Here is a 21,189-nt window from a genome sequence, read left to right as displayed (position 1 = left end):
CGGGGCCACCAGGTGGGCCAGTGCCGGCGCCGGCTGTGCCTGGTGCCGGCCCAGGACCCAGCCCAGGCCACCGGCCAGCACCGCCGCAAGCACCAGCATGGTCGCCAGCCGCCAGGGGCGGGGGCGCGGCGGCGGGGCGGGCAACCGGCCCAACGCGGCGGGCAGGGGTTCCGCCAGCACGGCGTCGAACCGGTGGTGCAGGGCCGCCTGCTGCGCCCGCCAGGATTCCAGCCGGGCCCGGTCCGAGGGGTGGCGGGCCAGGTGCGCCTCCACCGCCAGCCGCCGGTCGGCATCCAACTCGCCGTCCAGGTAGGCGTGCAGGTCGGCATCCTGGATGCCGTCCTTGCGTTCGTCGCTCATTTGATGCGCCTCATTCCGACCGCGCCGGACCGCCGCCCGTCAAGCGCGGCGCGCAGCGCCTCCCGCGCCCGGTGCAGGCGTGACATGACGGTGCCCTGCGGGATGCCCAGCACCTCGGCAACCTGCCGGTAGGCCAGCCCTTCCAGGCCGACCAGCAGCAGCACCTCGCGCTGTTCCTCGGGCAGCCGGGCCAGCGCCCGTTCCAGTTCGCCGACCTCGACCGCGGCCGGGCCGGCATCCGGCACGCTGTCCGTTCCGGGCGCCTGTGCCAGTGCCGCCGCTTCGCGCTGCTTCCTGCGCCAGCGGTCGACCTGCAGATGGTGCATGAGGGTGAACAGCCAGGCGCGCAGGTCGGTACCCCGCTCCCAGCGATCCAGCCGCGCCAGCGCCCGGGCCAGCGTCTCCTGCACCAGCTCGTCGGCCTGCGCGGGATCGCCGAGCAGCGCACGGGCATAGCGGCGCAGGCGGGGAATCTGCTCGATCAGGCGCTGGCGCGGGTCGGCCATGACCTCACCTCGGCGGCAACGGTGCCGGCGTGGTGAATACCCAGTCCCGGCCCTTGACCGGGGTGTGGCAGGCGATGCAGGCCTGTGCCAGGTTGGCGTCCTCGCCCCAGGGCTTGAGCGCCAGCCCGGTCCAGCGCGCCCAGCCCCAGCCGGTGCCGTTGTCCGCAAAGCGCCGGCTGTCCTTGATCATGAACTCGGCATGCACGAAGGTTTCCGGGGCGATCGCCTGCGGCCAGTGCGCCTCGGGCGCCTCCTTCCATACCAGCTTGCCGAGGATGGCCCCGTCCGGCCAGGGGTTGGTGTTGCCGGCGCGGGCGGCGGCGACAGCGATGTCGTTGCCGAGGATGACCCGCAGGGTGTTGTTGTCCAGGCGGTGACTGGTCGAGATCACCCGCCAGTCGCGATAACCCTCGGGAAAGGCGATGCCGTTGGGCGCCGGGGGCACGGGGTCCGTGGCCTGGGCGGCGCCGCCCAGGGCCAGCAGCAGTATGGCCAGCATAGTGTTCTTCAAGGTCCTTTCTCCCTGATTTTCATACCGGGGCGCCGCCCTCCGCGGCGGCGCCCTTCCCCGGGTCAACGTTCGGGGGCAGGAAATATTCCGGCACGTTTCACGAGATCTGCAGCCCGCTTGTTGCAGGCATCGGGCACCGATCCCTGCCGGGCGGCGCCGTTCAGGCGGTTTCCATCGGCAGCTTCGGCTGCTCGGGCCAGTCATGCGGATCGATGGCGCGGCGATAGCCGTGCCAGGTCGCGTAGCCCAGCACCGGCATCACCACCGGCACTGCCAGCAGCCCGGTGAGCAGGCAGATCATCACCCCCAGCACGATGATGCCCGCCCACACCGCCATGGCCCGCGGGTTGCGCAGCACGGCATGCACGCTGGTGAGCACCGCCGTCACCGTGTCCACCCTGCGATCCAGCAGCATGGGCAGGGCAAAGGCACTGGCGCTGAAGGCAACAGCGGCGAAGACCGAGCCCACTGCCGATCCCACGCCGAGGAACAGCAACAGGTCGGCGAAGTCCGGATGGCCCTCGACGGGAAAGAAGACATGCACCATGGAGGCCGCCCGGGCCCAGACCAGGAACACCACCAGCAGGATCACCGAGAATACCAGCGCGTTGCCGAGCTGCCTGCGGCCCTCGGCGAGACACAGGCCCAGGCGCGGGCGCAGGCCCCGTTCGAGCTGGCAGCTCACCGAATAGAGTCCGATGGCCAGCACCGGGCCGATGAACACGAATCCCGACAGCAGCGCCAGCAACAGCACATAGCCACCCGTCACCCAGGTCAGCCCCGCGACCAGCAGGCACAGCAGCCACAGCCCCAGACCGTAGATCAGGCTCTGCCGTGGCGCACGCAGGAAATCGGCCCAGCCGGCGTGCAGCCAGGCCACGGGCTCAAGGGTGTCCAGCGTGCGACAGGGTGCCAGCATGGGCTGCGGTCGGGATTCGCTGTGGCTGCTCACCGGATATCTCCCAGGGTTCCCGGACTCACTCCAAACCTAGCCCAGCCGTCGCTGGCTGCAAGCAGGCTTGCGCCAAGCTACTGAATCATCAAAACTTCGTCCATGCCCGAGCCCGTCCGCAGCGCAGCCGAATGGCAGGTCTACATCCTGCTGTGTTCCGACGGCAGCCTGTACACCGGCATCAGCACCGACGTCGAACGCCGCTTTCGTGACCATGCCGCCGGGCAGGGGGCACGCTACTTCCGCGGCCGGGCGCCGGTGGCGATCCTCTATCGCGAGGGCGGTCACGACCGCGCCAGCGCCAGCCGCCGCGAGGTCGAGATCAAGCGCCTGCCACGCGCGGCCAAGCTGGCGCTGATCGCCGACGCCTCGCGACCGGAGTCGCCATGACCGAAGGTGACGACCTGATCGCCGAGCTTCTCGCCCAGACCGCCCGTGTGACCTGGCCCGAACTGGAGCGCCACTTCGCCCGTGGCCTGGTGATCCGGGTCGCGCCGGAACTCGACCTGATCGCCGTCGGGCGCGACTTTGCCGCCGGTGACCGCGCCGCCGTCGAGGCCGCTCTGGCCACCGGTGCCCTGGCGCGGCTGGGGCCGGCCGAGGCGAGGCACTGGGCGGCAGACGCGCCCGAGTTGTGGGCGCTGGTGGTGGCGCCGTGGGTACTGGTACAGGAACGGCCGCCGGTGGACTAGTCTCGCGCAGGGTGGCATCTCCCCGAGCCCCTCCACCCACGACCGGAGGCGCGACGATATGCGGGCTAAGCTGTCAACCTGAACCATTCGGACGCGTTGTAGCAGTCGAGGGCAACGGGCGCACCTGCCCGCTGCCACCGACGACAAGGAGTCCGACATGAAGAAACTCGCAGTAATTTCCCTGTGCTCGCTGGCGGCCGCCACCGCTCCGCTGACCGCGCCCGCCGAGACACTCACCGGTACCCTGCTGGCCCAGGGCTCGGGCATCGCCCGGCTCACCGGCAGCGGTGCCACCCGCATCGAGGGCAAGGGCGTGCTGGTGATCCATGATGCCGGTGCCGACGCCCGCGTCGAGGTCACCGGCCAGGGCCGACGCGTCGAACTGCCCAACGGCGCCGTGGCCTACTTCGGCTTCGACGGCCAGGCGCGCATCAGCGGCCCCACCTGGCGGGTGGCGCTGACCGGTGCCGACATCCGGCTGGCCGCGCGTGGTCGCGGCCAGGTGCATCTGGACGGGTGCGGACACGTGGTGGTGCATGACATTCTGACCCCGTGGGGCGAGGCCACCACGGCCCTGAAGCTCGAGGGTGACCCCCTGGCCGAACAGGCAGACTGACCCGCCCGCGATCCCCGATCAGCCCGCATATTGCGCCGGGGCCGCAGCAGGATACGGGCGGGTACGAGTTGGACTGCGGGCCATGGGCAGGAAACCCGGTTCATTGCCCGCCAGGACAACAAGTTGCCTGCCGCCCGCTTCCCCCGGGTGCAATATGCGGGTTAGACCCTTCCGGGTCTTTCGGGGGCGCTCTGCCTTACTCCGACACCCTGTTCAAACAGCCTGTTACCGCCTTTTCCGGGATCACCGGGGCGGACAGGCTTGAGCCTGTCCGGGCTGCGGTCCAAACTGGCATGAGGAAACGACTGATTTTCGGCACCCCATCAGGGAGGACGGTGGCCGAACGAGACCGAGGACTGGACCGGTTCGATGAGCCCCCTGTTCCTGCCGCTGCTGTTCATGGCCGGCGGTGCCAGCCTGATGCTGGCACTGGAGGCCGGCCTGTCGCTGCGCCTGCCGCGCAACCGCAGCGAGGCCTCGTCGCGGGCCCTGTTCGGGTGGTACGGCCTGGCCGTGGCGGGCCTGTGCCTGCTGTATGCGGCGACCCTGCAGCTCGACGCACCGCTGGCACGCCAGCTCCTCGGCCAGCTCACCGTCAGTGCCGGCATCCTCGCCCTGGGCATTGCGCTCTGGCTGGGCGGCGCATTGACCGGCTTCCGCCCGGTCGCGCTGCTGGTATTGCTGTCGGCGAGCTGGCTGGTCCACCTGATGGCCGCTGCCGCCAGCCCCGTGCCCCTGTTCTTTTCCGTGCCAGGCACCCCGGAGGGCCTGTGGCCCGGGCGCCCCATGGCGGCCACGGTCTGGTGGTATTCGCTGCAAACCACCTTCGTGTTGCAGTTGCTTTTGGGGCTGCATGCGGCCGTTCGCTGGCATCGGGCGGGCGAAAGCACTGCCGCGGCGGTCTGGACGGCAGGCCTCGCCGGGCTCACAGGCTGCGCCATCCACGACCTTCTGGCACTGGGCGGCTGGTCGCCCGCACCCTTCATCACCCCGCTGGGCCTGGCCTTTCTCGCCGCGGCCAGCCGCGCCGCGCTGCTGCTGCGCCGGCCAGCCGACACGGGGGCGCTGGCACAGCCACTCGGACACTGGCAGGCGCCGGCGCAGTTGCGTCGCGAATCTGCGGCTGGCCCGGCCGACGCCGAGGCCCGTCTCAAAGCCATCGAGCAGTGGTCGAACATGGGGCTGCGACGCATCCAGCGCGGCGCCACCGACGGCCGCAAGCTGGCTGCGCTGTTCAACCAGATTCGCAAGGAAGTCGCCGAGGCCCGCACGCCCGGAGCGACTGCCGCCAACGACCGGCACTGAGCAGGGAACATTCCCCGGCCTTCTTGCATCACAGATGCTGATGGACAAGCATAGGAACTCACCGCTGACCATCGGCCGCCTGGCGAAGGCGGCCGGAGTCGGCGTCGAAACCCTGCGTTATTACGAGCGTAGCGGCCTGATGCCCGAGCCCTGCCGGGGTGCCAACGGCTATCGCTACTACCCGTCGCAGGCGGTCGACCGGCTCCGGTTCATCCTGCAGGCCAAGAAGCTTGGCTTTTCTCTGCGCGAGATCGGCGAGCTGCTGGCCCTGCAGGATGATCCGGCCAGCGGCTGCGGTGACGTGCGCGCCCGGGCCGAGGCCAAGATCGCCGACATCGAGGCCCGCATCGCCGCCCTGACCCGTATCCGCGACGCGCTGGCCGGCATGGCGGCACGATGCAATGACCCGGCACCGCTCGACGACTGTCCGATCATGGAGGCGCTGAACCAGCATGAGCGATAACCCGCCTGTTGCGCCAGGGCGGAATTTCCTGTTGCTGGAAGGAAAAAGCCCGGGACCGCGTCCGGCCCCGGGCTGACGGGTTGAGAGGCAAGTCTCCGCAAGAGACGTGTACGCGGTGTTCAGCCTTTCAACAGGACATCACATCCGCATGAAGCCCCAGGCCGGCGAGCCGACGCAGGATCGTCATCGGCATGCCCTGGCCAGGTTGATACTCGACCAGCAGGTCGTGTGGCTGCCCCGGGCTCAGTTCGACATCAGTGACCCTGGCGAGCCTGCGCAACTCCTTGCCGACCCTGGCCTGCTCCCTGGCATCAAGCGCTTCATCGATATGAATATAGACTGCATGCATGGTGTTTGACCTCCTGCCCTCCAGATCCGCGGATAGGGGCCGCCTCGACAGTCCCCTCTACTGCTATAGTCAACGGATTCGGGCCGGTCAAGCCGATGTCCCCGGGGCGCGGGATAACCCGCCCCGGAGGGCGGCATTTCGTGGTTTTCAGAGACAGGGGAACAGGGCCGGCGCCGCCGGCCGGGTGATGTGGCGCAGCTTGTAACGGTGCGTGAGCCGGTAGAAGCGCCGCAGCTCGTGCAGCAGACCCGGCTGGCCGGAGGCCAGGAAGCGCCGACGCAGGCCTTCTGTATAGCTGCGCGCATAGGCGTGAGCCGACTGGTAGCGGTGCCTCTCCGCGGCCGACAGTCCCGGACTCAGCCGCAGCCGACCGAACAACCAGTGGTGCAGGCGCCACGGGATGCGGCCGCGGTTACGGGCGGCGGCCATCACGCCGGCCAGCACAAACTTGTCCACCTCCGCCTGCAATTCCATCTCGAAACGGCTCACCGGCCGGTCGTGGTGGGCGTTCCAGGCCAGGTACAGGAAGTGGCTGATGCCCTCGATGGCGGTCATCAGCTCGGGCAGGGCCTCTTCCTCGAGCGCCTCGGGATCCTCCACGCCGGCGAGTGCTTCCAGCAGTTCAGGGTCGAGGAACAGCGACATCGACAGGCCGCTGGCATCCTGGTGCACGAGCAGTTTCTCCGCGGCGTTGCGGGTGCCGGCGCCGTCATCGAGCATCCGGGCCAGCCGGCGGTCATCGGTGACGAAGTCGCGCACGTCGAGTCCGAGGCCGATTTCATAGATGCGTTCCAGGCGCTGTTGCAGGCTGTTGAGGAGTTGCATGTCCACCCCGCTTGGATTGGTCTATTTTTAACCCGGCAACCCAATATGTCGTGTTCAGGATGCAGAGAAAGCCCCTGCACTGCGTTGTGGCTCTTGCCAAGGGCTGGGCCATTGTCTGCGCGCCTTTGCCCATCCTACGAGACAGGGCTTCCATGTTCAGACAATTGTGAGACGACTAAAATATATAGCGTCCATTTTGCCGCTGCATTAACCCGCATATTGCACCAGGGCGGAAGCGGGCGGCAGGCAACTTGTTGTGTTGGCAAGCAATGAACCGGGTTTTTTGCCCACGGCCCGTACGATGTGTGCCCGCCCGCGGCCTGCTGCGGCCCTGGCGGATTTTCGCTCGGCCTCGGGGGTGCTTCACTCAAGCCGTAGCGACGGCTACGGCTTTCGCTCCAGCATCCCCCGAGCCCGGCTGCAAATCCGCCATCATCCGCAGCCCCTGGTGCACTATGCGGGTTAACCCGGCCAGCGTGCCGGGAGATCGGCGATGGAATCAAGCACGGCATCGGGCCGCACATCGCCCTCAAGGTCGGCGGGACGGAATTTGCCGGTGCGCACCAGCGCGGCACGCAGGCCGGCTGCCTGGGCACCGGCGATGTCGCCGCGGATGTCATCACCGATCATCAGGCACTCCGCCGGCGGCACACCGAGCGCGGCACAGGCCGCATGGAAGAAGGCCGGGGAAGGCTTGCCGCAGACCACAGGTTTGCGTTCGGCGGCATAGGCCAGGGCGCTGACGAAGGGGCCAACGTCCAGACGCAGGCCGTCCGGCGCCTGCCAGTAGCGCGTCATGCCCAGCGCCACCAGCGCCACGTCCGGGCCGGCCATGAGCAGGCGGAAGGCACGATTGAGGGTGGCGAAGTGCCAGGCCTCGCCGAGGTCACCCACCACCAGCGCCTGCACCGCCTCGCTGTCGGCGACTGCAAGGCCGTCGAAATCCATGCGGGTCCCCTCGGGCACGAACAGCGCCACCGGCGAGCGGCCCTCGGCCAGCAACCAGTCGCGTGCAGCGCGAGCCGGGGTGAATATCTCCTCGGCGCTGACCTCGAGACCGAAGCGAGCCAGCTTTTCGACCAGCGCGCCGCGCGGTCGCGAAGAGGTATTGGTGACGAAGGCATGCGGTATGCCTGCCTCGCGCACCCAGGCCATGACGCTGGCCGCGCCGGGCAGGGGCTGCTCGCCGACATAGAAGACACCGTCCAGATCGAACAGGATTGCACGCATGGCGTCCTCCGCACTCATACCCGTTTCTGCAATCATAGGCCAGAAGGCGCACGCGATCCGCAACGGTCGTGGCCTGCGGCAGCACCGTGGGGCCTGCAATCAGGATCCGGGGCGCCGGGCCATGATCCGGCCCGATGCATCGACGGGGTGCATGGGGTCCGCTATCATGAGCCACCATGACCACGCCGGTCCTCATCTGCGACGACTCCAGCTTCGCGCGCAAGCAGATGGCGCGCGCCCTGCCCCGTGACTGGGACGTCGAGGTCTCGTTCGCCGGCAATGGCGAGGAGTGCCTCGAGGCCCTGCGTGCCGGCAAGGGCGACATCCTGTTTCTGGACCTCAACATGCCGGTACTGGACGGCTACGGCGTGCTCGAGGCCATTCGCCGCGAGGATCTGAATACCCTGGTGATCGTGGTGTCGGGCGACGTGCAGCGGGAAGCGCGCGAGCGCGTGATCCGGCTGAGCGCGATGGACTTCGTGAAGAAACCCATCGACAGCGACACCATCGGCGAGATCCTCGACCGGTTCGGCATCCGCGGCGAGCCGGGCGGCGATCTCGGCGAATTCGACTTCGAGGTCAATATCCACGATTGCTATCAGGAAATCGCCAATGTGGCCATGGGTCAGGCCGGTGACCTGCTGGCGCGCCTGCTGGGAAGCTTCATCGAGTTGCCGGTGCCGAAGGTGAGCATGATCGACGGCCAGGACCTGAAGATGACTCTGGAGGCGCTGGGCGACGGCGACTCCGGTACTGCCATCTGCCAGGGCTTCATAGGCGCCGGCATCGCCGGCGAGGCCTTTCTTTCCTTCGGCGACAGTCGCCGCGAGGACGTGGCCCGGCTCGTGGGCGCGGACGGAACGATTGACGAGAACACCGAAACCGAGTTGCTCATGGATGTGACCGGCATCCTCGTCGGCGCCTGCCTCAAGGGCATGGGGGAGCAGCTCGACATCAGTTTCAGTCAGGGCCATCCCATCCTCATTGGCCGTCACATTCATGTCGCCGAACTGGTCAAACGCAATGCCGGCCGCTGGGGACCGACGCTGGCCATCGACATCCCGTACAGTATCGAGGGCCACCAGGTGCACTGGGACCTGTTGCTGCTGTTCACGGGTGAGTCCCTGAACGCCCTCAACGAGCGGGTCTCCTACCTGGGCTGAATCGCATGGAAGGCCAGCGCATCGACATCAAGGAAATCCACTGGCTGATGGACATGCTGCAAAGCATCGATGTCGGCCTGGTGATCCTCGATCGGAACTACGACATTCGCCTCTGGAACAGCTTCATGGAGAGCCACAGCGGCCGTTCATCGGCGCACGTCATGGGCGAGAACCTGTTCGAGCAGTTTCCGGAAATCCCGCAGGACTGGTTTCGGCGCAAGGCGGAGTCGGTGTTCCTGCTCAGGAGCCGCGCCTTTTGCACCTGGGAGCAGCGCCCCTGGCTGCTGCGCTTCAAGCACTATCGCCCGATCACCGGCACGGTCGATTTCATGTACCAGAACATCACCCTGATTCCACTGAGTTCTGCCACCGGCGAGGTCGAGCACATCGGACTGATCGTCTATGACGTGACCGACATGGCGGTCGGCACCGAGGCCCTGGAGCAGGCCAACGCCCAACTGGCGGAACTGAGCCGTACCGACCGCCTCACCGGGCTGTACAACCGTGGCTTCTGGGAGGAGTGCCTGAACGCGGAGTTCGCGCGCTACCGGCGCACCAGGCATCCCTGTACTCTGGTCATGTTCGACATCGATCACTTCAAGAAGGTCAATGACACCTACGGCCACCAGGCCGGCGACGAGGTGATTCGCGTCACCTCGAAGACCCTGCAGGACACCATCCGCGCCACCGACATCGCCGGCCGCTACGGTGGCGAGGAATTCGGCATCATCCTGGTCAACACCAGCGCCGAGAACGGCCTCATCCTGGCCGAGCGCCTGCGCACGCGCATCGAGGCGCTGACGGTGGAAACCGAGGACCACCGCATCGACTACACCATCAGCCTGGGCCTGGCCGAAGTCACTGCGGACATGGACGCCCACACCGACTGGATCGAGCACGCCGACCAGGCCCTCTACCGGGCGAAGCAGAGCGGCCGCAACCGCGCCATCGTCTACGGTCGGTCCTGATCCCGGCGCCAGCACTCAGAGCGTCCACACCTCCCCGCGCCGAGGAATGCGGCTGTGCGCCCCCATCCGGCGCAGCTGCTCGTCAAGCGCCGCGCTCGCTTCCGGCTCGCCGTGGACCACGGCGAGCCGCGGCCTGTCCCTGAAGTTGCCATACCAGCGCAGCAGGCCATCCTGGCCGGCATGCGCCGACAGGCCGCCGACCGTATGCACTTGCGCCGCGACCCGTATGGTTTCCCCCCACAGCCGCACCCGCCGCGCGCCATCCACCAGCTGCCGGCCCAGGGTGCCGCGCGCCTGGAAGCCGACGAACACCAGGTGCGAGTCCCGCCACCAGAGATTGTGTTTGAGGTGGTGCTTGATGCGCCCGCCGGTGCACATGCCACTGCCGGCGATAATGATGGCGCCGGCACGGATGCGGTTGATGGCCATGGACTGGTTGGCGGTATGGCTGAGGGTGAGATTGGGCAGCATGAAGCCATTGCCGTTGCGCCGCTGGCTGGCCTTCGCCTCGGGATTGAACAGCTCGTCGTAGCGGGCATAGAGGCGCGTGGCCTCGATGGCCATGGGGCTGTCGAGAAAGATCTGCCAGTTGCCCAGGCCCCATTCGTCGAAGTGCTCGCGAAAGGCGTAGAGGAGTTCCTGGGTACGACCGACGGCGAAGGCCGGAATCAACACATTGCCGCGCGCCGCGTTGGCCCCGCTCAGGATCTCGCCCAGCTCGGCCCAGGTCTCGTCCCAGCCGCGATGGCGACGGTCGCCGTAGGTGCTCTCCATCACCACCAGGTCGGCGCTGTCGATGGCAGCGGGCTGGCGCAGGATGGGCGCGCCGTAGTGACCGATGTCGCCGCTGAACACCAGCTTGCGACGCTGGCTGCCCTCCTCGCACCAGAGTTCGACATGGGCGGAACCGAGAATGTGGCCGGCGTCGCGAAAGCGAAAACGGATGCCGGGGAACAGTGGCACCTCGGTGTCGTAATCCAGGGCGCGGAAGGCACGCATGGCCGCCTGCGCCTCGGCCAGGGTGTACAGCGGCTCCACCGGACGCAAGCCCTTGCGCTGGCGCTTGCGGTTCTCCCATTCGGCGTCCTTTTCATTGAGATGACCGGCATCCTTGAGCAGCACCCGGCACAGATCGCGGGTCGCCCGCTGTGCATACACGCGACCCTGATAACCGGCATTGATCAGCAGGGGGATGCGCCCCGAGTGGTCCAGATGGGCGTGGGTGAGAATGACCGCATCCAGCCTGCGCACGTCGAAGGGAAAGGGGTCGCGGTTGCGGGCCTCGTCCTGGCGCGAGCCCTGGATCAGGCCGCAGTCGATCAGCACGCGCCGACCCGCCGCCTCGACCAGGAAGCAGGAACCGGTGACCTCTCCGGCAGCGCCCAGAAAATGCAGTTTCATCCCAGCCTCCGAAGCGGTGCGCGACCCCCCCACTATAGGGATAAGCCGGCCTATCTTACAGACGCAGATCAAGAAACGGACGGACAGGGCGCCTGGCGCAATATGCGGGCCAGGGGCAACCGACCCGGATTTCGGAGGCTTCATTCCTCAAATGATGCTCAAATGATACCGCCAATAACTTGGCGTTAATTATAACGGTGGTTCAATAAGTTAAATATTATAGGGCCCTGAGTTCAGGTACTGGTTTCCGTGAAGTTCGTCACATTATTGACATCTGGCGTCATCCCCTGCTAGAGTCAACCGACCGTAGACGACGGGAACTGCACGGGCGAACTCAGCCGAAAGGCGAGGGCGCAAAGCCACCGGTCTAAGGGGTGCTCGCACCCTATGACAGCGGGGTTGCCGGTTCCGGGGCATCCCAAGACCGCCATCCCCCTGCCAGCCGCCGGCATACATGCAACCAGAAGAAAAGGGGGGAAGCCAGCCATGTTGCGCATCGAGGTGCCGGCCACGACGGCGATGCCGGAGGTCACCGCGCTGTTCCGTGATCCTTCGCGACTGGCCGCCTGGCTCGGGGAACTGCCCGGCCGGACCACCGGCGAGAGGGCCGTACGCCTGCTCGACTGGCTGACGCTCGCGGCGGGCGCGCACCTGGAACCCCGGCGCCGGCTGAACGGTCTGGGCGTCATCGAGTCCTACGTCCTTCCCGTCATCGACGGCCTGCGGCGCGCCACCCAGACCGCGGCGGTGCCGCTGCCCCCGGAGAAGCAGCGGGTACTGGAGCTGGCGCTGGCTCTGAGCCAGCAGCTCGCCCTGCACTACTGCATCGTGGCCCGCCAACTGGCCGACCTGCAAGCCCAGGCCGACCACCAGGCGCGGAAGATGCTCGCCACCGCCCTGGGGCGCGGCATGCACTTCACCGCACAGGCCCTTGCCGACCGCTACGCCCACTACCAGCCCATTCCGGCCGGGCTGTGGCTGCAGGCCAACCAGATCTACGACTTCAGCGAGACCATCGGCGTCATGCCAGCCCCCGAGGCGCGCGAGACCGAGGTTGCCTTCCATTACAAACGCATTGTCGCGGTGGCGCTGGCCTGCCCGCCACGGCTGATGCCGGGCGATGCCGAGACCGCCCATGCGCTGACCGCCGACTGGACCGACGTCATCCACATCGCCCAGCCCGGAACCCGACAGCCCGGCGGCCGCTGTCTGGTCGATCTGGCCGCCGACGCGCCGCCGCGCCGCCTGCGCGCCGATGCGGACCAACCCGCCGCCCGCGAACCCCGCATCGTCGAGATCGATGGCCTGCTCGACCGGCTGCGCGAGACCTTGCGCGAAAGCCTGCTTTCCGCTACCCGCGGCGGTCATCGTACGCTCGATATGGCCGTCCGCAGCCGCCGGGACCGTCTGTTGCGCCTGTTGCAGGCCTGGGAATCCCGGCCGGAACGCCGCCACGCGCGCGAACCCGCCCAGGGCCGGACATCCGTGGTATTCGGGCTGGCACGCATCCATGCCCTGGTCGATCCCGACCCGCAGCCCGCCCGGTTGGCGCCGCACAAGTCCGCCGAAGCGCTGGCCGACGAGGCCGATCCCTGGCGCTGCCGGCACGAGCCGCTATCGGACACCCCGGATGCCCATACCTTCGAGCGGGTGAATGTCTCCGACGGCGGACAGGCATTGCGCCTCCGGCCGGGCGCCCGTCTGCGGCTCAGCGGCGAAGACAGCAGCGAACCGCTGCCCTGTTGCAAGGTCGGGGATCTGGTGGCCTGGCGAACGGAGGACGACACGACCGGGGGCTGGCAACTGGCCAGCGTGCGCTGGCTGCAACTGGACGCGGACGGAAACATCACGCTCGGCATCATGAAACTCGGCGCCCTGTTCGAGGCCACCCGCGCCCGCCCGGTGGGCGGGCCGGCCAGCGGCGGAGCGGAGGTCCCCGTCCTTGTGCTGCGGCACTCGCCCCAGGAACCCGCCGGCCAGATCCTGGCGCCATCCGCGGTGTTCGACGTAGGGACCATTCTGGAGGTCGAGCACCCGCAACGGCTTGCGCGCCTGCATCTCACACGACAGATCGAGGCAAGCGGCTGCTACAGCCGATTCGCCAGCCACCTGGTATAGCCTGGATGCAGGGCCGCGGGTCCCGAAGCCGGCGCAAGGGTCATGCCCGATCGGCATGGGGCCGGCGATGATACAGGTCGGGTCGCGGCGGATGTTCGTAGGCGAGCTTCAGCCATTCCTTGAGCCGTCGCAGTGTGGCCACGCGGGCACGCTCCTCGGCGCTGTCCAGCAGTTCCAGCAGGGCATCCGCGCGAGACTGGCCCACCAGTTCGCCGTCCACGAAGGCATTGCGTTCGTATTCCGTCATGAGACCCCTCCCGTCGGTCGGCGATCCACCCGATCGCGGCCCCTTGTCAGTCGAGGTGCAACCGCTTCCGCCGTTCCAGCCAGCGTCGGTTCCATTCTATGCAGTCATCCAGCATCTGGCGCGTGAGCGGGGTGCCGGCACGCGGCCGTGCGTTCCGCGCCAGCGCTTCCAGCCTTTCCAGATCCCTCTGCAGCCGCTGCTGCGCGTTCATTGCTCTCGACTCCGATGCCGGGGACCCGGCGTACCTCCTCCAGACCCCGATGCTCGTCTCATGATTCTTGTTGACCGTCCCGGAATGGACGGACGGGCAGGATCTCGTCCCTGGTATTCATGGCACATGTGCGGCCCTCCATGGCAGCTTACTAATTTAGACGCAGGGCCGGCCGGATTTGTTCCCTCGCCGGAAACGGTCGTTCAAGTTTCCGGCCCCGCGGGCGACATACTGTCACAGGAAGATTCCCGGACCGTGAAGAGGCTCACAAATGGCGAACTCTGCCCCCGACATCGACGTACCCAAGTGGGACCTGGCGCTGGCCGGGCTGGCCCGCGAAACCAGTCAGCAGCAGGGCCGCGCCCTGAACCTTGAAGACTTCCGTGCGCTGGCACGCGAGCATGCTATCCGCCTCGATGACATCATGGTCACCCTGTTCCAGCTGGTGATTCACGGGGAATGGGAATACCGGGATGCCTCGGGGCAGCGCCAGGCACTCGACCAGGACACCCTGGACGGTCTGTACGTCAACCGCCGCCTCACCGAAGAGGACCTCGCCGCCTTCACCGGCAGCTGGCAGCCGCTCGGCTGACCGTCCTCTCTCAGCCCTCCGCCCGAAACGCCCGGCTGCGCCGGGCGCTCTGCCGTTGCCAGTCCTCGGCCCAGGCCAGGAACTCGGGCAGCGGCAGCGGCCGGGAGATGTGATAGCCCTGGATCTGGTCGCATTCCAGATCGCGCAGGGCCTCCACCGTCACGCCATCCTCGACGCCTTCGGCCACCACGCGGATGCCCATGTTGTGGGCCAGGCCGATGGTGGTGCGCACGATGGCCGCGTCATTGGCGTCGTTGACCATGTCGCGCACGAAGGAGCGATCGATCTTGAGTTCGCCCACCGGCAGTTTCTTGATGTAGGCCAGCGAGGAATAGCCGGTACCGAAGTCGTCGATGGAAATGCGGATGCCACGCTCGGCGATGCGATCGAGCACATTGAGGGCGTACTCGGGATCGGACATCACCGTGGTCTCGGTCAGCTCGAAGGTCACCTGGCCCGGCGGCACGCGGGCCTCTTCCAGCAGCCGGTCGAGCTGGTCGAGCAGGTCCGGGTCGTGCAGATTCACTGCCGACAGGTTGATGGCCACCCCGATGTCGACGCCGGCGGCACGCCAGCGCCCACAGTCGCGCAGGGCGCGGCGCATGATCCACAGGGTCAGCGGCTGGATCAGGCCCAGACGCTCGGCCGCGGGGATGAACTCGTCCGGCGGAATGAAGCCCTTGTCCGGATCCCGCCAGCGCACCAGCGCCTCGGCACCCTGCAGGCGATCGCCGTCGAGCAGGATCTTCGGCTGGTAGTAGAGTTCGAGCGCGTCGGACTGGAGGGCATGGCGCAGATCGCGCTCGAACAGGGCATGGATGGTGGCCTCCTCGTCCAGGTCCGGACGATAGAAGGCGAAGCCGCGACGCGTCTGCTTCGCATGGTACATGGCAACGTCGGCATGTCGCATCAGGGTGTGCCGGTCGCGACCGTGGTCGGGGCAGAGCGCGATGCCGATGCTGATGCCGACCGACAGTCGTTCCTCGCCGACCATGACCGGATCGTCGAGGGCCTTGATGAGCTTGCGCGCGACCCGTTCGGCCAGCACCGGGTCCTCCACCCCGGGCAGCAGCACCGCAAACTCGTCGCCACCGATACGGGCGATGAGATCATTCTCCACATCACAGACCAGGCGCGCCGCACCGGCGGGCAGCTCGCTGGTGCGCAGGCAGCCGCGTAGGCGGGCACTGACCTCGCGCAGCAGCACGTCGCCGACGTGGTGACCCAGAGTGTCGTTGACACTCTTGAAGCGATCCAGATCCATCAGGAACAGCGCGAAGCCGCGCGGCTGCATGGGGTCGCTGAGCTGGTCCAGGCGCTCGTTGAACTGGTTGCGGTTGGGCAGGTCGGTGAGCTGATCGCGAAAGGCCATGTCCTCGAGCGTGCTGTACAGGTCGTGCAGCTCATGGGTCATCTGGTTGAAGGCGCGCGCCAGCACCCGGGTCTCGCGGGTGCCGCGCTCGTCCACCGCGCCGCGCAGGTAGATGGGGTCCTGGCGTACCAGCCGGATCTGTCCGGTGAGGTATTCCAGCGGATTCAGCATGGTGACACGCAGCAGGGCGATGGCGGCGGTCAGCGCCAGCAGGGTGGCGATCAGGGTGATGGCCAGCAGCGTACCGCGGGTACGGTCGATGCGGCCGATAAAGGCAGCGACATCGGACAGCGCGGTCACGCGCAGCGCCGGCCGGCCGTCGCCGGTGCTCACCCAGTAGGTCGTCTCCAGCGTGGTGTCGGGATCGGGCGCGGCCGGCCAGTCGGCGGAGCGATAGACCTCCTCGCCACTGGCCTGATGGATGGCGATGGGCATGCCGAGCGCCTGCTCGGCCTCGATCAGCAGATGCCAGGGCGCACTGACGACTTCGAGGTAGCCCTGGGGACGCAGGCCACCGAGCGGGGCCAGCACGGCATAGTGCGCCCTGCCGTCCTTGACGCACAGTCGCCCCCGGATGCGGGCGCGCTCGGCGCGGCCGCGTTTCCTGGCGTCCGCGACCAGCCCGGAACAGGGACTCAACTCGCCCGGCTGTCGCCAGTGGCCACCGATGGCCGTGCCCTGGGGTTGCAGCTCGGCGTTGTAGTAGTTGAGGGCCTCCAGCCGGAGGATGCCGGCGGTGACGAAGTACTGGTGGAACTGTTGTTCCAGCAGGGCACCGATGCGCGGCAGGTCGCGGGCGCGCACGGCCGCGCGGAACTGCGCGTCCTTTTCCAGCCCCATGACCAGGTCGGCCGACAGCTCGTGCAGGTCCGCCAGCCGGTCACGGACCTTGAGATGGATCAGCTCCGACAGCGAGGCCCGCTTGTTGTCCAGAGTGAGATCCCGATATACCGAGCCGGTGACGAACACCAGCGCCACCACCAGCAGGCCGAGCAGCCCGATGACCGCGCCCAGTATGCCGCCGATGGACCAGGAGAAGCGCATCAGGGGACGCCCCTATTCCTTGATCACCGGATAGCCCTTTCCGAGCCATTCCTCGAAGCCGCCGCGGAACCAGTAGATGCGGCGGTAGCCGCAGTCCACCGCGACCTGCGCGGCCTTGGCGCTGCGCCCGCACCGGGGTCCGTTGCAGTAGAAGGCGACCGGGGCATCGAGGTCGTCGAGATGCAGGGCCAGGGTATCGCAGTCGGTATGAGTATCGGGCAGGCTCTCGGAGCCCTCGATGTAGCCCTGGCGCCGGTCCATGGGCACCCGCGAGTCGATCAGGGTCAGCTCGGGGATGCGGTAGATCAGGTCGATCAGGCCCTCGGCATCCACCCTGACGGTGCCGGGTATCTCGTCCGGCGAACGGATCTCGCTCTCGGCGACGGCCCAGCCGGCCCACAGCGCCAGCAGGCAGCCGAGCCAGCGGCGGGCGACGGTCGAAAGGATCGTTTGCACTGTTCCACTCCTGCCCGGATCGGGTCCGGGTGCGCTGTATCCGGTCAAAGCGGCGCCATCGAGGCGCAGCCCCTCCACCGGTTAGCGGCCTCGGGCGTGGAATCCTTGACCCTTCACGCGCACCTTCGCAGCGCCTCGGACCAGCGACTTTCCCTCCTCGGCACAGTGCCTTACAGGCGAGATCGTCAGACGTAGCGGGCCTCGCGCACCAGCGGGCGGCCTTCCTTTTCCCAGCGCGCCATGCCGCCGGCCAGGCTGTAGACCTCGGCGAACCCCATCTGCTGGAGGGTCAGCGCGGCCATCGCCGAGCGGCCACCGGTGGCGCAGTAGAGCACCACGGGGCGGTTGCGGGCGGTGTACAGGGCCTCGACGTGCTTGGGGTAGTCGAGGTCGGCCGCCGCCTCCAGGATGCCGCGCGGCACCAGCAGGGCGCCCTCGATGTGGCCCTGTTCGTGCTCGCTGGACTCGCGCACGTCCACCACCAGCAGGTCGTCGCGCTCGGCGCGCAGGGCCTCGAAGGCATCGGGCTCCAGCTCGCGGATCTGCGCCCGCGCCGTCTTCACGAAGTCCATCAGGCCGAGGGGTTTGTCGGTCATTGCAGCGTCTCCATGTTGTCCGGTGAAAGAAGGGTGGGGGGCTTCACCCGCGCTCGCGGCGCTGCCCCGTGGGCCGGTCCGCGCCATCGATCAGGCCGTGGCCGCGCAACCAGTCGCGTGCATCCTCGGCATCCTGCTCGAACCAGCGTCGCGCGCTGCCGAGGCGAAAGCTGTAGCCCCAGCGGTCCATGTCCGCCATCAGCCGCGCCGCGCCCACGCCCGGCAGCCGCGCCGCCAGCAGGATCTGGAGGTAGCAGACGGCGTTCTCCTCCGCGGTGTCGCCGCCGGCATCCGTGTGCAGGGCCGCGCGCCGCTCGGGACTCATGCAGATGTAGTGACAGGCCTCGTGCAGTACCGAGTGCAGCGGGGTGTCCGGCCGCGCATACAGGCGGTCACCGATCAGGCCCGCCTCGGACTCGCCCCAGAAGGAACCCGGAATGGGCTCGCCCGGCGCGACCGGGGTCAGCGCCAGCCCGTAGCCGGACAGCAGGGCGGCCAGCGGCGCCGGATCGAGGTCAGCCAGACGCAAGACCCCGGCAGTTGACGAAAGGGCTTCAGTCATGCAACGTTGTCGCGCTCTCCACTACCGGCGGAACTGCCCATGGCCCGTGTCAGGATCTACAGCACCGGGATCTGCCCCATCTGCGACAAGACCAAGGCCCTGCTGGAAAAGTGGGGCATCGGCTACGAAGAAGTCCGGGTGGACCTGGATCAGGCGTCCCTGCGCGAGTTCGTCAAGGTCACCAACGGGGCCCGGATGGTGCCGCAGATCACCATCGACGGCAAGTGGATCGGCGGTTTCACCGAGCTCACCGAGCTGCACATGGACGGCGCGCTGGACGACCTGGCGGGCTGAACCGCACCCTGCCCGACCTCAGCCGGACCCGCCCGGCAATCGCACCCGCACCTCCGCGCCGCCCCCCGGTGCATCACCCAGCGACAGTTCGCCCTCGTAGGCCGCGACGATGTCGGCGACGATGGCCAGCCCCACCCCATGGCCCGGCACCTGCTCGTCGCCGCGCACGCCGCGCTCGGTGAGGCGGTCGGCCAGCCCGGCCGGGAAACCGGGGCCATCGTCGCGCACCACCAGCTCCAGGCCGCTGTCCGGCACCGCGCGGGCCGCCACCGTCACCCGACCGCGCGCCCACTTGCAGGCGTTGTCGAGCAGATTGCCCAGCAGTTCCATCAGGTCGCCGGACTCGGCCGGATAGCTCAGGTCTTCGGCGCAATCGATGTCGCAACGCAAGGGACGATCCGCATGCACCTTGAGCAACGAATCGCGCAGGCGTTCCAGCAGCGGCCGCAGGGGTCGGGGCGGCCGCAGCGCGGAGCGCCCGGCGGTCGCGGCCCGCTGTAGCTGGTATTCGATGCTCTGGTTGATGCGTCCGGCCTCGGCCTCCACTGCCGCGCGCAGGCTGTCGAGATCGGTGGCCGACTGGGCGGCACCGCGCAGCACCGCCAGCGGCGTCTTCAGGCTGTGCGCCAGGTCCGCCAGCGAATCCCGGGAACGGGCCAGGCGCTGCTCGCGCTGGTCGATCAGTTCGTTGATGCGGGCCGTCAGCAGCCGCAGCTCGCGGGGATAGTCCTCGCCGATGCGCGCCCGCGCCCCGCTGCGCACCTCGGCCAGCTCGTCGGCGACCCGCGCCAGCGGCCGCAGGCCCCAGCGCAACAGCAGCAACTGGGCGGCCAGCAGCACCCCGGTCGCCAGCCCCAGCCATGTCAGCAGGGTGCGGCGGAATCCGGCCACCGCCGCCTGCTGGAAGCGGACATCCTCGCCCACCCGCAGCACCAGCGCCCGGCTCCGGTCCGGGGCGTACTCCCAGTCGATGCCCAGTGCCAGCACCCAGGCCGCCGGCCTGCTCTGGCGCCGGAAGTCGCTCTGCCCGGGCGCGACCGGCACGCTGGCCAGGCGTTCGTCGAGCAGGGAGGGCGAGCGCCAGAGGAGGACCTCGCCATCGGCATCGAGCTGGGCATACAGGCCCGAATTGAGCTGACCGAAGCGGGGATCGGAAAGCTGCACCGGCATCTGCAGCCGACCGTCGGCATCCAGTTCCAGCGCGGCCAGCAGCCCCCAGGCCTGCGCCTGCAACCGCTCGCGCACGGCCTCGGCCGCGCTGTCGCGGAAGGCACGGTCGAGCGCCAGCCCGGTCAGTCCCATGAACACCAGCACCAGCAGTCCCCCGGCCAGCAGCAGCCGCCCCTGCAGGGAACGCATCAGCCCTCGCTCCGTTCCAGCACGAAGCGGTAGCCGCGGCCGCGAACCGTCTCGATGGGCCGCAGCCGGTTGTCGGGGTCGAGCTTGCGCCGTAGGCGACCGACGAACACCTCGATCACGTTGCTGTCGCGATCCTGGTCTTCCTCGTACAGGTGCTCGGTGAGACGGGTCTTGGAGATGACCTCGCCGGCATGCAGTATCAGGTATTCGAGCAGGCGGTATTCGAAGGCCGTCAGCTCCACCGGCTGGCCGTCCAGGGTTACCTGCTGGGCCGCGGTGTCCACTCTGACCGGGCCGCAGACCAGTTCCGAACGGCTCCAGCCCGCCGCCCGCCGCGCCAGCGCCCGCAGCCGGGCCAGCAGCTCCTCGAACTCGAAGGGCTTGACCAGGTAGTCGTCGGCCCCGGCCTCCAGGCCCTCGACCTTGTCCTGCCAGCGGCCGCGGGCGGTGAGGATCAGGATGGGAAAGCGCCGGCCCTCGGCACGGGCCTGGCGGATGAGGGAAATGCCGTCCAGCCCGGGCAGACCGAGGTCGACCACGGCCAGGTCGACGGGATATTCACGCGCGAAGTACAGCCCCTCCTCGCCGTCGGCGGCGATGTCGACCACATGGCCGGCGGCCCGGAGCCGCTCCGCCAACTGCTCGCGCAGCGGCGCCTCGTCCTCGACCACCAGCACCCGCATCAGTGGCCATCCACCCAGATCACCCGCACCCGGCCATCCGGGGTCAGCAGCTTGACGCGGTAGCGCAGGCCATCGCCCGTCTCCACCGGCTCGGCGGCCAGCACCCGGCCGCCACTGCGATGCTCCAGGTCGCGGACCACGCCGCCGAGGCCGCGGCCGGGCGGCGGGGGCGCCTCGCGCAGGCCGTGACCCGGGCCACGCGGGTGCCAGCGCTCCGGGTCCGGGCGCGCCTGGGCCGGCCCGGCGAGGGCAGGCAGCAGGATCAGCAGTGGCAGCAGTCGAAGCAGCGGCATGGCAGAGATGCTAGCAGTCCG

The 21,189-nt window shown here is 68.4% G+C and carries 27 protein-coding genes and 1 riboswitch; of the genes, 10 read left to right on the top strand and 17 right to left on the bottom strand.

The genetic code is table 11. From position 1 onward, the window contains the following. From MVF76_RS11320 to MVF76_RS11305, 4 genes are all read right to left on the bottom strand, one after another. A partial coding sequence (locus MVF76_RS11320) for an anti-sigma factor family protein (protein WP_297529192.1) occupies positions 1 to 360 on the bottom strand: 360 nt, incomplete at its 3' end. Beyond that, a complete protein-coding gene (locus MVF76_RS11315; RefSeq protein WP_297529190.1) occupies positions 357 to 866 on the bottom strand; it encodes a sigma-70 family RNA polymerase sigma factor in 510 nt (169 codons plus the stop codon). The genes MVF76_RS11320 and MVF76_RS11315, both read right to left, overlap by 4 nt. 4 nt (positions 867 to 870) lie before the next feature. Further along, complete coding sequence (locus MVF76_RS11310; RefSeq protein WP_297529188.1) at positions 871 to 1,377, bottom strand: cytochrome P460 family protein; 507 nt, start codon at positions 1,375 to 1,377, stop codon at positions 871 to 873. 160 nt (positions 1,378 to 1,537) lie between these two features. After that, positions 1,538 to 2,329 (bottom strand): DUF2189 domain-containing protein, encoded by a 792-nt coding sequence (locus MVF76_RS11305; protein WP_297529186.1) that lies wholly within the window; start codon positions 2,327 to 2,329, stop codon positions 1,538 to 1,540. A gap of 102 nt (positions 2,330 to 2,431) precedes the next feature. Between MVF76_RS11305 and MVF76_RS11300 the strand changes: the two genes are divergently transcribed. The 5 genes from MVF76_RS11300 (at position 2,432) to MVF76_RS11280 (ending at position 5,405) form a co-directional block, all read left to right on the top strand. Beyond that, positions 2,432 to 2,719: a GIY-YIG nuclease family protein gene (locus tag MVF76_RS11300; RefSeq protein ID WP_297529184.1), complete on the top strand. Its 288-nt coding sequence runs from the start codon at positions 2,432 to 2,434 to the stop codon at positions 2,717 to 2,719. After that, complete coding sequence (locus MVF76_RS11295; RefSeq protein ID WP_297529182.1) at positions 2,716 to 3,021, top strand: DUF2288 domain-containing protein; 306 nt, start codon at positions 2,716 to 2,718, stop codon at positions 3,019 to 3,021. The genes MVF76_RS11300 and MVF76_RS11295 overlap by 4 nt, the downstream gene beginning before the upstream one ends. Positions 3,022 to 3,178: 157 nt before the next feature. After that, the gene (locus MVF76_RS11290) at positions 3,179 to 3,637 is read left to right on the top strand and encodes a hypothetical protein (protein ID WP_297529180.1); all 459 of its coding nucleotides are present in this window, start codon (positions 3,179 to 3,181) and stop codon (positions 3,635 to 3,637) included. Between the two features lie 369 nt (positions 3,638 to 4,006). Then, on the top strand, positions 4,007 to 4,942 hold the full coding sequence (locus tag MVF76_RS11285) for a hypothetical protein (protein ID WP_297529178.1): 936 nt from the start codon (positions 4,007 to 4,009) through the stop codon (positions 4,940 to 4,942). 40 nt (positions 4,943 to 4,982) lie between these two features. Beyond that, positions 4,983 to 5,405 (top strand): MerR family transcriptional regulator, encoded by a 423-nt coding sequence (locus MVF76_RS11280; protein WP_297529176.1) that lies wholly within the window; start codon positions 4,983 to 4,985, stop codon positions 5,403 to 5,405. Between the two features lie 127 nt (positions 5,406 to 5,532). On the opposite strand, the gene MVF76_RS11275 is transcribed toward MVF76_RS11280, so the two are convergent. The 3 genes from MVF76_RS11275 to MVF76_RS11265 form a co-directional block, all read right to left on the bottom strand. Continuing rightward, the gene (locus MVF76_RS11275) at positions 5,533 to 5,754 is read right to left on the bottom strand and encodes a hypothetical protein (RefSeq protein ID WP_297529174.1); all 222 of its coding nucleotides are present in this window, start codon (positions 5,752 to 5,754) and stop codon (positions 5,533 to 5,535) included. A 147-nt stretch (positions 5,755 to 5,901) separates the two neighbouring features. Next, complete coding sequence (locus tag MVF76_RS11270) at positions 5,902 to 6,579, bottom strand: hypothetical protein (RefSeq protein WP_297529172.1); 678 nt, start codon at positions 6,577 to 6,579, stop codon at positions 5,902 to 5,904. A 462-nt stretch (positions 6,580 to 7,041) separates the two neighbouring features. Beyond that, entirely contained in the window at positions 7,042 to 7,809 is a 768-nt protein-coding gene (locus tag MVF76_RS11265; RefSeq protein WP_297529170.1) for a TIGR01458 family HAD-type hydrolase, read from the bottom strand. A gap of 176 nt (positions 7,810 to 7,985) precedes the next feature. Between MVF76_RS11265 and MVF76_RS11260 the strand changes: the two genes are divergently transcribed. Together MVF76_RS11260 and MVF76_RS11255 are read left to right on the top strand one after the other, a co-directional pair. After that, positions 7,986 to 8,972: a response regulator gene (locus MVF76_RS11260; RefSeq protein ID WP_297529168.1), complete on the top strand. Its 987-nt coding sequence runs from the start codon at positions 7,986 to 7,988 to the stop codon at positions 8,970 to 8,972. A 5-nt stretch (positions 8,973 to 8,977) separates the two neighbouring features. Beyond that, on the top strand, positions 8,978 to 9,940 hold the full coding sequence (locus tag MVF76_RS11255; protein ID WP_297529166.1) for a GGDEF domain-containing protein: 963 nt from the start codon (positions 8,978 to 8,980) through the stop codon (positions 9,938 to 9,940). 15 nt (positions 9,941 to 9,955) lie between these two features. Here the strand turns inward: MVF76_RS11255 and MVF76_RS11250 are convergent, their stop codons facing one another. Beyond that, positions 9,956 to 11,341 (bottom strand): MBL fold metallo-hydrolase RNA specificity domain-containing protein, encoded by a 1,386-nt coding sequence (locus MVF76_RS11250; protein WP_297529165.1) that lies wholly within the window; start codon positions 11,339 to 11,341, stop codon positions 9,956 to 9,958. Positions 11,342 to 11,658: 317 nt separating this feature from the next. Continuing rightward, positions 11,659 to 11,748: riboswitch (cyclic di-GMP riboswitch) on the top strand. A gap of 79 nt (positions 11,749 to 11,827) precedes the next feature. Between MVF76_RS11250 and MVF76_RS11245 the strand changes: the two genes are divergently transcribed. Then, positions 11,828 to 13,459: a hypothetical protein gene (locus MVF76_RS11245; RefSeq protein ID WP_297529163.1), complete on the top strand. Its 1,632-nt coding sequence runs from the start codon at positions 11,828 to 11,830 to the stop codon at positions 13,457 to 13,459. A 40-nt stretch (positions 13,460 to 13,499) separates the two neighbouring features. On the opposite strand, the gene MVF76_RS11240 is transcribed toward MVF76_RS11245, so the two are convergent. Next, the gene (locus MVF76_RS11240) at positions 13,500 to 13,706 is read right to left on the bottom strand and encodes a hypothetical protein (protein ID WP_297529162.1); all 207 of its coding nucleotides are present in this window, start codon (positions 13,704 to 13,706) and stop codon (positions 13,500 to 13,502) included. 46 nt (positions 13,707 to 13,752) lie between these two features. After that, complete coding sequence (locus MVF76_RS11235) at positions 13,753 to 13,917, bottom strand: hypothetical protein (RefSeq protein ID WP_297529160.1); 165 nt, start codon at positions 13,915 to 13,917, stop codon at positions 13,753 to 13,755. Between the two features lie 271 nt (positions 13,918 to 14,188). Here MVF76_RS11235 and MVF76_RS11230 point away from each other — a divergent pair, with 271 nt between their 5' ends. Next, positions 14,189 to 14,509: a hypothetical protein gene (locus MVF76_RS11230; RefSeq protein WP_297529158.1), complete on the top strand. Its 321-nt coding sequence runs from the start codon at positions 14,189 to 14,191 to the stop codon at positions 14,507 to 14,509. A 10-nt stretch (positions 14,510 to 14,519) separates the two neighbouring features. Here the strand turns inward: MVF76_RS11230 and MVF76_RS11225 are convergent, their stop codons facing one another. The 4 genes from MVF76_RS11225 to MVF76_RS11210 all read right to left on the bottom strand — a co-directional run bounded on the left by MVF76_RS11225 (position 14,520) and on the right by MVF76_RS11210 (position 18,539). Then, positions 14,520 to 16,925, bottom strand: a complete 2,406-nt coding sequence (locus MVF76_RS11225; RefSeq protein ID WP_297529156.1) for a putative bifunctional diguanylate cyclase/phosphodiesterase — start codon at positions 16,923 to 16,925, stop codon at positions 14,520 to 14,522. Between the two features lie 12 nt (positions 16,926 to 16,937). Then, entirely contained in the window at positions 16,938 to 17,381 is a 444-nt protein-coding gene (locus tag MVF76_RS11220) for a rhodanese-like domain-containing protein (protein ID WP_297529154.1), read from the bottom strand. 185 nt (positions 17,382 to 17,566) lie between these two features. Beyond that, the gene (locus MVF76_RS11215; protein WP_297529152.1) at positions 17,567 to 17,977 is read right to left on the bottom strand and encodes a rhodanese-like domain-containing protein; all 411 of its coding nucleotides are present in this window, start codon (positions 17,975 to 17,977) and stop codon (positions 17,567 to 17,569) included. Positions 17,978 to 18,020: 43 nt separating this feature from the next. Next, on the bottom strand, positions 18,021 to 18,539 hold the full coding sequence (locus MVF76_RS11210) for a hypothetical protein (protein WP_297529150.1): 519 nt from the start codon (positions 18,537 to 18,539) through the stop codon (positions 18,021 to 18,023). A gap of 39 nt (positions 18,540 to 18,578) precedes the next feature. Between MVF76_RS11210 and MVF76_RS11205 the strand changes: the two genes are divergently transcribed. Further along, on the top strand, positions 18,579 to 18,833 hold the full coding sequence (locus MVF76_RS11205) for a glutaredoxin domain-containing protein (protein WP_297529148.1): 255 nt from the start codon (positions 18,579 to 18,581) through the stop codon (positions 18,831 to 18,833). A gap of 18 nt (positions 18,834 to 18,851) precedes the next feature. Here the strand turns inward: MVF76_RS11205 and MVF76_RS11200 are convergent, their stop codons facing one another. The 3 genes from MVF76_RS11200 to MVF76_RS11190 are packed head-to-tail and all read right to left on the bottom strand — an operon-like array spanning position 18,852 to position 21,168. Continuing rightward, positions 18,852 to 20,192, bottom strand: a complete 1,341-nt coding sequence (locus MVF76_RS11200) for an ATP-binding protein (RefSeq protein WP_297529146.1) — start codon at positions 20,190 to 20,192, stop codon at positions 18,852 to 18,854. After that, a complete protein-coding gene (locus MVF76_RS11195; RefSeq protein WP_297529145.1) occupies positions 20,192 to 20,875 on the bottom strand; it encodes a response regulator transcription factor in 684 nt (227 codons plus the stop codon). The genes MVF76_RS11200 and MVF76_RS11195 overlap by 1 nt, the downstream gene beginning before the upstream one ends. Then, the gene (locus MVF76_RS11190) at positions 20,875 to 21,168 is read right to left on the bottom strand and encodes a PepSY domain-containing protein (protein WP_297529143.1); all 294 of its coding nucleotides are present in this window, start codon (positions 21,166 to 21,168) and stop codon (positions 20,875 to 20,877) included. The genes MVF76_RS11195 and MVF76_RS11190 overlap by 1 nt, the downstream gene beginning before the upstream one ends. Between the last annotated feature and the right edge of the window lie 21 nt (positions 21,169 to 21,189).

Origin of the sequence: Thiohalobacter sp. (assembly GCF_027000115.1) — a bacterium.
Classification (GTDB): Bacteria; Pseudomonadota; Gammaproteobacteria; order Thiohalobacterales; family Thiohalobacteraceae; genus JALTON01.
This window is presented reverse-complemented; position numbering and strand designations above follow the sequence as displayed.